At 63.8% G+C, this 867-nt stretch carries 1 protein-coding gene; it reads right to left on the reverse strand.

What is annotated here, in order from left to right:
- Window positions 1–867 (reverse strand): hypothetical protein (locus tag ACZ9W6_RS17550; protein WP_465192479.1); only part of this gene is annotated, 867 nt, incomplete at both ends.

Here is an 867-nt window from a genome sequence, read left to right on the forward strand (position 1 = left end):
CTTGCGACGTGGTCATGCCGGCTACCTGGGTCGCCGTCAAGGCTGCGGCCTGTGCCGTCCCCAGCGCCACGATCTGGGTCGTCGTCAGGGCTGCCAGATCTGCCGTCTCCAGCGCAGCCACCTGCGCGGTCGTCAACGCCGCTACCTGAGCAGTCGTCAGGTTAGCCGCCTGGGACGTAGTCAGGCCAGGAATGGTGGCCACCAGCAAGGCCGCCAGATCGGCCGTTTCCATAGCAGCAACTTGTGTCGTGGTCATCCCGCTCAGCTGGCTGGCTTTCAGTGCCGCAGCCTGGGCGGTAGTCAACGCCACGATTTGTGTTGTGCTCAGCGCCGCCAGATCCGCCGTCTCCAGTGCACCGATCTGGGCCGTGGTCAATGCGGCTACCTGGCTGGTTGTCAGGTTGGCCGCCTGCGAGGTAGTCAGACCCGGAATCGTTGTCACACTCAGCTTGGCCAGATCTGCCGTCTCCATCGCCACCAGCTGGGTGGTCGTCAGTGCCGCCAACTGGGTCGACTTCAGCGCGCCGGCCTGGGCTGTTGTCAGCGCTACGATCTGGGCTGTCGTCAGTGCAGCCAAATCGGCCGTTTCCAGTGCCGCAATCTGGGTAGTGGTCAGCGCAGCAACCTGAGCGGTTGTCAGGTTCGATATCTGGCTTGTCGTCAGACCCGTGATGCCAGCAGTAGACAGCGCAGCAATATCAGCCGTCTCCATCGCCGCAACCTGCGTGGTCGTCATCGCTGCAACCTGCGTCGACTTCAAGGCACCCGCCTGGGCTGTCGTCAAGGCCACCACTTGCGTGGTCGTCAGCGCCGCCAGATCCGCTGTCTCCAGTGCCGCAATCTGCGTGGTCGTCAGCGCCGCAATCT

Source organism: Vogesella lacus (assembly GCF_979366295.1).